An 8,947-nucleotide genomic window follows, 5' to 3' on the forward strand; every position below is an offset into this window, starting at 1 on the left:
CTATTTTGTAATGGAAAATATAAGTAAGGCGACATTTACAATAACCAATATAGGCTGTACAAAATTGCCAATGGATTGCATTTTTTCATTAAACGCCGCAGATTTTCTGGTTTGCAGGTAAATAATATCGTTATTTTGGAGGATTAATTTTTTACTAGCTAAGCTGTTAATGTTGTTTAAATTTACATAAATTATCTCTGGGTTGGCCCTATTGCCACGTATAATTTTTAAGCTTTTTGGATCTGCTGTTTTATTTATTCCACCCGCTTCTCCCAAAATATCTATCAAAGTGGTATTGTCTTTTTCTAATAAAAAGTTTCCTTGTTTAGCAAATTCGCCCAACAGTGTAACCTTTAAATTAACCACATTTACCTCTATAATTGGATCTTTCAACAGTTTTTCTTTATAAAGTTCTTGTAATTTTGCGGCGGCTTCTCTTCTTGTTAAGCCCATTACGTCAACTTTTCCTATTGCTGGCAAATTAACTTTTCCATCTAAATCTACCACAAAAGATTGGGCTGAAGAACTTGTGGTGCCAGATCCACCAGTGTTAGCGCCAGATGTTGACGTGCCACCAACAGCTCCAAATTCCGGATTTTGAACGTTTCGAACTGCTAACAAGTCATTTGGTTTAATTCTGTAGTATAAATCTCCTAAGCCCTGATCATTAACAACGTACACTTGGCTAATAGTATCGGTAACGATGTCACTGGGCGCGTTAAAAAGGCTTTGTTTGCTTCGCACGGCGCAGCTGCTGCTTAATAAAATGGCAAACAATAAAAGGGCGAGTAGCGCAGACGAATATTTTTGGGACATATACGATTTCTGTGTAATGGTAAGGTTACAAACATAAAAAAAACTTTCGGGTAAAAAAGGCAAGAGTTTGTTTTAGGAGTTGAAACTTCATTCATCCGAAACTGGGCGTTTTAATCAAGAAGCTCAAGGATTGTATCTCTCTGGTTAAAAAACCAAAATGCAGATGCCGTTTCTAAGTTAAGGTATTTTTCTCTCTAACCAGCTGCGAGGACATTCCCCCGGGTTGGCTATAGCCATTTTAAAGCAAAACGTCAGTTCTTCGAGATATATCAGACCTCGATGTGACAATTCCACATATTGTATGTCGCCACAACCGCGCTTTCCATTCTGTCGGCGGCAGGATACACCTCACTCGCGATAAGGTTAGCTCGCTCAGGGTAAGGGTAATTTTATGTAATATAGTTGTTTGAATTAAATAAAGTATTTGTATATTAGGGTTTTATCCAAATTTAATTTACGTTTTTGATGCTCTTCTATGAAAAACTTATGTGTAATCATCCCGTTTCTTTTAATCTCAAATCTTCTTTTTGCAGACTCTGGATGTCTTATTCCAGGCTATCCCGAACTCTTAACCTATCAGACTAATCCACCGGGCGGTACTTTTTCGAACACGCCAAACAGTCCGCCAAATCCTGGTTGCCAGTGGGTCTTGGACACCTCTTTACCTTTTATTGGATGTGTCGGTCATGCAAGAGGTGGCACAAAAGGAACCTATTATCAACAATGTCCAATAGACGATTACGTTCCGCTTTTGCTTATTGGAGCAGGAGGATTTGGGTTTTTTATTTTGAGAAGGCGAGAATTTGGATTTTTCGGGTAATTTTATTTTATCGTGAAGTGCAGCTTATTGGATAGAATAGTATCAAGTAGTTAGTATCAAGATAGAATGATTTAACGAAAAACGACTCAACGCCTTTATAGTATCAAGTAGTTAGTATCAAGTAGCAAAATAACCGACCTCACGACTAAACAACCCTAGGCCTCCATAGTATCAAGTAGTTAGTAGCAAGATAACCGAATTAAGGTCTGAATAACCTACTAACCCCTAACCAACTAACCCCTAACCAACTAACCAACTAACCAACTAACCAACTAACCGCCTATCCCCTCAAGCCACTTCCCGCATATCTACCGCCACCACTCTAGAAACGCCTTGTTCTACCATGGTTACGCCATAAATAATATCGGTGCTGGCAATGGTTTTTTTGTTATGAGATACCACAATAAATTGACTCTGATTGGAGAATTTGCGGATGATGTTGTTGAATTTATCAATATTCGTATCGTCTAAAGGCGCATCTACCTCGTCGAAAATACAAAAAGGTGCAGGTTTTAAGAGGTAAAGCGAAAATAAAAGTGCCGTTGCCGTAAGTGTTTTCTCGCCACCAGAAAGCTGATTGATGGATAGTGGTCGCTTGCCCTTTGGTTTGGCGATGATTTCTATGTCGGCCTCTAGCGGTCTATCAACGTCTGATAAAATCAGATCGCAACTGTCTTCTTCGTTAAATAGCGACCTAAATACTGTAATGAAATGTTCTCTTGCACGTAAAAAAGCCTCCATAAATTTCTCTTTTGCGGTATTGTCTATCTCTTGTATGGTTTGCAAAAGGTTTGTTTTGGCAGCAATTAAATCCGTTTTTTGCGACTTGATAAACGTATACCGCTCGTCCATTTCTTTATAGCCTTCTAAAGCCATTGGGTTAATTGCGCCGAAATCGTCTAGTTGGCGCTTTAATTTTTCTACTTTTTGTCTAAGTTCAAACTCGCTCTCAACCTCAGTCTCAACCTCTTTTTTGCTTTGGTCTTTAGTCTTTGCTCTTTGGTCTTTGGTCTCATTCCCACCCTCAAGCAAATCTTTAATATCTAAATTAAATTCTACCGAAAGGCGCTCTTTAAGCGAATTTAACTCCAGTTTCAGGGTGTTTTTCTTGTCTTTAATTTCTGTTAGTAAGAACTCGTTCTGTTCTCTGTTTTTTCTTAACGCCGTAATGTCGGTTTCAGCTTCGTTAATATTCCCTTTGCTATTAAAATAAGTTTTCTCGGCTTCGGCCAACCCTGCTTCCGTTTCTTCGCGCTGTTGATACATGGCTGCTAACTCTTCATCGCCCAAATCGGTATGTTGAACGGTATTTTTGATCGACAATTTAGCTTCGTTTAAAGCTGTTTGATTTTGGGTTAAACGTTTGTTTAAATTTTCTTCTTGCGCAAAGCGATATTCGAGGTCTTTTTGTACACCTGCATGTTTATTTTTTTGCTGATGGAATTTTAAATTGTCCTCATTAAATTTGCTCGCAAGTGTTATAACCTGTTCGGCAATTTCTTGGTAAGCCAACTGTTTATGTTGCAATAATCCATGCGTTTCTTGCTGCTTCTGCTGGACTACAATTAGAGCCGGCAATTTAGCTGTCAGCGTTTTTTCTATAAGTGTAATCCGGTTTACAATGTCTTTCTCTCGGTTTTGGGTAGTGAGGATAAACTCTTGATATTGGTCACTTCTGGTTTTTAAAGAAATTTGCTCTGAATTAAGCTTGTTTAAAGTTTCTTTTAAGCCAATAATTTCCCGTTCTTTGGTGTCGTTTTTAACCTGATTGATGCGGGTTTGTAAAAGGGTAATTTCTTGGTCATGAGCATCAACTGTTTTTTCTTGCGCCTTTATTTCTTTGTTTAAATTTTCTAGATTCTTTGCGCGACCAATCCGTTTGCCTTCAAACAACCCAACAGATCCGCCAGAAAGGGTAAACTTGGTCTTGCTGTATTTTCCATTTTTGGAAAGGATTGTTACTCCTTCGTTTTCAGGGTTTTTAAACAGGTCTTCCTGTGATCCATCAACAACAAAAACGTTTTGGAGCAGCAACTCTGCAAGTGGCCGGTATTTTTCATCTACCTCAACCACAGAAAGGGCGGCGACCAGCCCATCTTTTGCAGGATAATTGGTTTTCGATTCCGTCAGTTTTTCTAGCACGAAGAAATTTGCTCGCCCCTTGCTTGCGTCGTTAAGGGCGTTTATGGCCAATACTGCATCATTATATTCATCCACCACGTAATGGTTCATTACAGGCTCTAAATAATTTTCTAGCGCAACGCGGTAATCTTCTTTGCAAAACAATACATCCGACAATAAAAAAGCCTTTTTTGCCAATATAGCATGCTTTTTTAAATACTTAATAGATTCTGGAAAACCTTCCAAACTATCAACCAAGCTCTTAGTCAGGTTGTATTCGTTCTGTTTGGCATCTTTATTTCGGTTTTCTTTTTGAAGTTTATCCCTAATAATTTCTAGTGTAGTTTCTGCTTCATCGCGATTTCTTTTAAGGATTTCTTCCCGTTCAATTAAAGCATTAACATTTTCTGTTTTTGTTAAGATTTGAGCATCGATATTTTTTAAAGCGTCGGCAAAAGCCGCGATTTCTTTCGTTTTGCCCTCGGTATCTACCGTTGTTCTGCTGCTTTCTTGTTTTAAAGCATCTTTTTGGATATTAAGAATGTCTATTTCTTTTTGCGCTTCGTAAACCTGCTTTTCTAATGAAGCCGTTGTCCTTAAAAATTCGTCTATTTGGTTTTTTTCAATTTGTTGTTGTGCTCTTAATTTGTCCAACTGTTGTTTAAGGTCGGCTAAATCAGTATCATGTTTTGTTAGTTTTTCGTGTTCTACAAGCAACTCTTCGTTCAGCCTTTTAACATTGTATTTTACGTGGTTAAGCTGATTCTTGTCCGTCTCAACCTCTGTGCTTAACCGTTGCTCTTTTTCCTGTAGAAAACGCATTTGCTCGTTTTTTACTTTCTTTTCACTCTCGTAAGTTCTAATTTTAGCTACAAATTCATTGGTTGCTTTTTGCTGGACAGAAAGATTTTTTTCTTGGTTGATGCTTTCTAGTTTCAACGCTTGCAAAGCGGCTTCGTTGGTGTCGATACTGGTGCTTAGTGCAGTGCGAGCGGCTAATTGTTTAGCTTCTTGACTTTCTAATTGCTGCAAATCATTTCTAAAAAAGGAGATTCTATGGGTAGCCAATTTAATGCTGTGGGCTTTATATTGTTCCTTCAGTTTGAAATAGCGTTCAGTTTTTTTGGCCTGATTTTCTAATGTTTTTAGATTTTTTTCAATTTCGAACAGCAGGTCATCTACCCGTTCCAAATCTGCCTCGGTATCTTTTAGCTTGCCAAAAGTCTGTTTTTTTCTGAGCTTATATTTAGAAATGCCAGACGCTTCTTCGAACAATGATCTCCTGCTGTGTTCTTTGTTGTTGATAATCTCATCTACCATTTTTAATTCGATGATAGAATAACTGTCGGAGCCTATACCTGTATCTAAAAACAAATCTGTAATGTCTTTCAACCTGCATTGCACGTCGTTTAATCGGTATTCGCTTTCGCCAGTTCTATACAATTTCCTAGTTACCGTTACTTGTGAGTATTCGGTCGGTAGTATGTTTTTAGTGTTGTCGAAGCTTAGTGAGACTTCTGCCAATTGGGCTGCTTTTCTGGTTTTTGTGCCGTTAAAGATGATGTTTTCCATCTTTTCAGAGCGGAGCGCTTTGGTACTTTGCTCGCCCAACACCCAACGCATGGCATCGATAACATTAGATTTTCCACAACCATTTGGCCCGACAATAGCCGTAATGCCCACGTTAAAGTTGATGATAACTTTATCGCCAAAGCTTTTAAAACCTTTTATTTCTAGTTTGGTAAGCTGCATGAGAAGGTTAGGTGGTTAGTGGTTAGTGGTTAGATGGTTAGGAGGTTATATGGTTAGTCGGAAGTTTGGTTACGATTTATGGGTTAAAAGTTTCGTGTCAGGGCGTTCAAAAAATGCTGATTGTTTTTACTGTTTATTATAGATTCGATCTAATGTTATTACTTTAAATTGTTGTGTGAAAACGTTTTCAAGATACCAAAACTTCTTTCCACTTTTCTGTTTTCTGCAAATTCCTTTATCACGCTGTTTCTTTTATTGAGCAGTTCAGTCAAATATCTTTCTAGAAATAATGTGTCGGCTAGTTTTCCAAGAATTCCGAATGGTGATTGATAATCGAAATAGTCTATCATCAATGTCCTTCCATCGATGCTTTTAAAGTGGTGTTCGTGCTTAAATTTTTTAAAAGTACCCTTTACCATTTCATCGGTAAAATAATTCGGTCGCTCATAGTCGGTTACTTTTGAAGTCAGTTGTTGGTAGATGCCAAAATGTTTTGCCCGCCAAGTCACGGTTTCATTCAATCCAATTAACCCACTCGTTTTTCCTCCGATTGCTGTTTCATTTGTATGTTCTGTAGACAATTTATGCAGGTCGATACTGCGAGAGAGGTCAAAAACTATTGCAATATCTGCATTGATTTCTGTTTTTATTTCTATTCTCGGCATCGGTGGTTATCTTGATTGTAAAATATTTTAATGGGGTGGATTGAAATCCACCGCTATTATTTCGGCCGAAGCTGCGCATCTGTCTATGTTAACTCTTGGTTGGCGTATTGTTTGCATCCCGACCTTCAACCCGCAACCCACCTAATGAATTGAGAGTTAATTCGCTATTGCATTTCGATTTGCTAGTTTTTACTTAAAACGTAACACCTACAACCTAAAACTCTATTTAACTATCATCAACTTTGCATACTTTAACAACAACTGTTTGTTGCCCAATCCTTGAAAAAATACGGTTGCCTTAACGTCGGGCAAATTGCCTTCTAAGCTAATTATTTTACCGAACCCAAACTTCTCGTGTTCTACTTCCATGCCACCTTGAAATTCGATAGGGGCAGAGGGCGCAAAACCTGGCGACGGCACATGCGCTTTTGCCAACAAAGAAGTTGTTTTCGGCCGGGGGGCAGTTGCAGCGGGACCACTTGTTGGTTTTGGTTTGCTAAAGAAATCTCTAGGTTGCGAAGTCCAACTTTTGCGCTCGTCATCAAAACCACCTTCCAGTGCATTGCTTTTTGCAGGTTTAACATCAAGTTCTAGATACTTCGCATCAATTTCATTTATAAATCTGCTCGGCTCGCAAGTGGTTAAGGTTCCCCAACGGTAGCGGGAAGTAGAGTAGGTAATGGTCAGTTTTTTTTCTGCACGCGTAATCGCAACATAAAACAGCCTACGTTCCTCTTCCAAATCGGTGCGATTGTTCAGCGACAGTTGCGAGGGAAACAGATTTTCTTCCAGACCTACCACAAATACATTTTTAAACTCCAAACCTTTGGCAGAGTGGATGGTCATTAACGAAATGGTGTCTTTATTTTTATCTTTCTCGTTGTCATCATTAGTTAGCAGCGCTACATCTTGCATAAAGACAGCAAGCCCTTTATCTTCAATATCTTCCCGCTCAGAAAATTCTTTTATCCCGTTTAAAAGTTCCTGAATGTTTTCATATCTGCTCCTGCCTTCCACACTATCATCGTTATACAGCTCTTTTAAAATGCCCGCATGTTGGGCAATGTACAAGGCTGCATCATACGCATCTAGTTTTTTCGCTTCTGCCATAAAGCTTTGGATCATCATGGCAAAATCGTTCAGTTGGTTTGCCAGCCTGCCTTCTACATACATGTGCGGATTGCTGATAACCTCCCACATAGATTTATCGTGCGTAGCAGCAGCAACAATAATTTTATCTATAGAAGTATCTCCAATACCACGTTTAGGATAGTTTATTACACGTTTTATGGCTTCTTCATCTTGCGGGTTAAAAGTTACCCTAAAATAAGCGAGTAAATCTTTTATTTCCTTTCGTTGATAAAAAGACGTACCACCATAAATTTTATAGGGCAAGTTTAATTTGCGCAAACCCTCTTCCATCGCCCTACTTTGGGCGTTGGTGCGGTATAAAATGGCGAAATCGTTGTATAGATAACCCTTCAAAGTGCGTTCTCCCATAATGCTTTCTGCAACCAGCTTGCCTTCTTCATTATCGGTAAATGCACGAGAAACCTTAATCCTGTCGCCATCTTCATTGGCAGAAAATACATTTTTTTTCAGCTGATTTTTGTTGTTGGCAATGATGCTGTTTGCCACCTCGACAATGTTTTGCGTAGAGCGGTAATTTTGCTCCAACTTATACACTTTCAGGTCTGGATAATCGCGTTCGAAGTTTAAGATGTTCTGTATGTTTGCACCACGAAAAGCATAAATACTTTGTGCGTCGTCGCCCACCACGCAAATATTTTGATACGCTGCCGCAAGTTTTTTAACAATTGTATATTGAGAGAAGTTAGTATCTTGATACTCATCAACCATTAAATACTTAAATTTTTGTTGGTATTTGTTCAGCACATCTGTATGCTCTCTCAACAGAATATTGGTTTTAAAAAGAAGGTCGTCGAAATCCATCGCGCCCGCTCTAAAACATCGCTTGGCATATTGTTCGTAAATTAGTCCAAGCAGCGGACGTTTATTTTGCACATCTTCACTTTGAATTTGATCGTTGTTTAAGTATTCTGCCGCAGAGATTAAATTGTTTTTAGCTGAGGAGATTCTATTGAAAACAAAATTTGCCGCATACAATTTATCATCCAGTTGCATTTCTTTTAAAATGGCACGGATAACGCTTTTGCTGTCGTCGGTATCGTAAATGGTAAAATTACTCGGATAGCCAATCTTCGTTGCTTCAACACGTAATATTTTTGCGAAAACCGAGTGGAAAGTGCCCATCCAAATGTTTTTGGCTTCGCTGCCAACCACTTTGCCAATTCTCTCGCGCATATCTTTACTCGCTTTGTTGGTGAAGGTGAGCACCAAAATATTAAAAGGATCTACGCCTTTGTTAATTAGATGCGCCACCCTGTAGGTAATTACCCTTGTTTTGCCAGATCCGGCACCTGCAACTATCATTACCGGCCCTTCTGTGTTCTCTACCGCTGCCCTTTGCTGAGGGTTTAATCCTTCTAAATAATCCAAATTTGCTCCTTTTTATTGAAATTCAAATTTAAGAAAAAAGGTTGAGAAGGAGGGTAGGGTTTAGCGGTTAGTTGGCGGTTAGGGGGTTAGGGCAATGTCATTAACTTAAGGAAAAACTAACAAAATGTTTGTCATCCTGAGCCCGTCGAAGGATAATCTGACTCGTCCTGAAAAAAGTTTACACTTTTTGATTTAAAATCCTAATACAAGTTTACACATTTTTTTTAATCCTAAATACCGTTTACATTTGGCA

General features: G+C 38.7%; 5 protein-coding genes. 1 reads left to right on the top strand and 4 read right to left on the bottom strand.

What is annotated here, in order from left to right:
- Complete coding sequence (locus tag ABIB40_RS17575; protein ID WP_354360707.1) at positions 1–816, bottom strand: polysaccharide biosynthesis/export family protein; 816 nt, start codon at positions 814–816, stop codon at positions 1–3.
- A 475-nt stretch (positions 817–1,291) separates the two neighbouring features.
- On the opposite strand from ABIB40_RS17575, the gene ABIB40_RS17580 reads away from it, so the two are divergent.
- Positions 1,292–1,636: a hypothetical protein gene (locus ABIB40_RS17580; RefSeq protein WP_354360708.1), complete on the top strand. Its 345-nt coding sequence runs from the start codon at positions 1,292–1,294 to the stop codon at positions 1,634–1,636.
- Between the two features lie 288 nt (positions 1,637–1,924).
- Here ABIB40_RS17580 and smc read toward each other — a convergent pair whose 3' ends face one another.
- From smc to ABIB40_RS17595, 3 genes are all read right to left on the bottom strand, one after another.
- Positions 1,925–5,509, bottom strand: coding sequence for a chromosome segregation protein SMC (gene smc / locus ABIB40_RS17585; protein WP_354360709.1), 3,585 nt, complete (start codon positions 5,507–5,509; stop codon positions 1,925–1,927).
- Positions 5,510–5,667: 158 nt separating this feature from the next.
- Positions 5,668–6,174: an SRPBCC family protein gene (locus ABIB40_RS17590; protein WP_354360710.1), complete on the bottom strand. Its 507-nt coding sequence runs from the start codon at positions 6,172–6,174 to the stop codon at positions 5,668–5,670.
- A 222-nt stretch (positions 6,175–6,396) separates the two neighbouring features.
- Complete coding sequence (locus ABIB40_RS17595) at positions 6,397–8,694, bottom strand: ATP-dependent helicase (protein WP_354360711.1); 2,298 nt, start codon at positions 8,692–8,694, stop codon at positions 6,397–6,399.
- Between the last annotated feature and the right edge of the window lie 253 nt (positions 8,695–8,947).

The organism is Pedobacter sp. UYP30 (assembly GCF_040547165.1).
Taxonomy (GTDB): Bacteria; Bacteroidota; Bacteroidia; order Sphingobacteriales; family Sphingobacteriaceae; genus Pedobacter.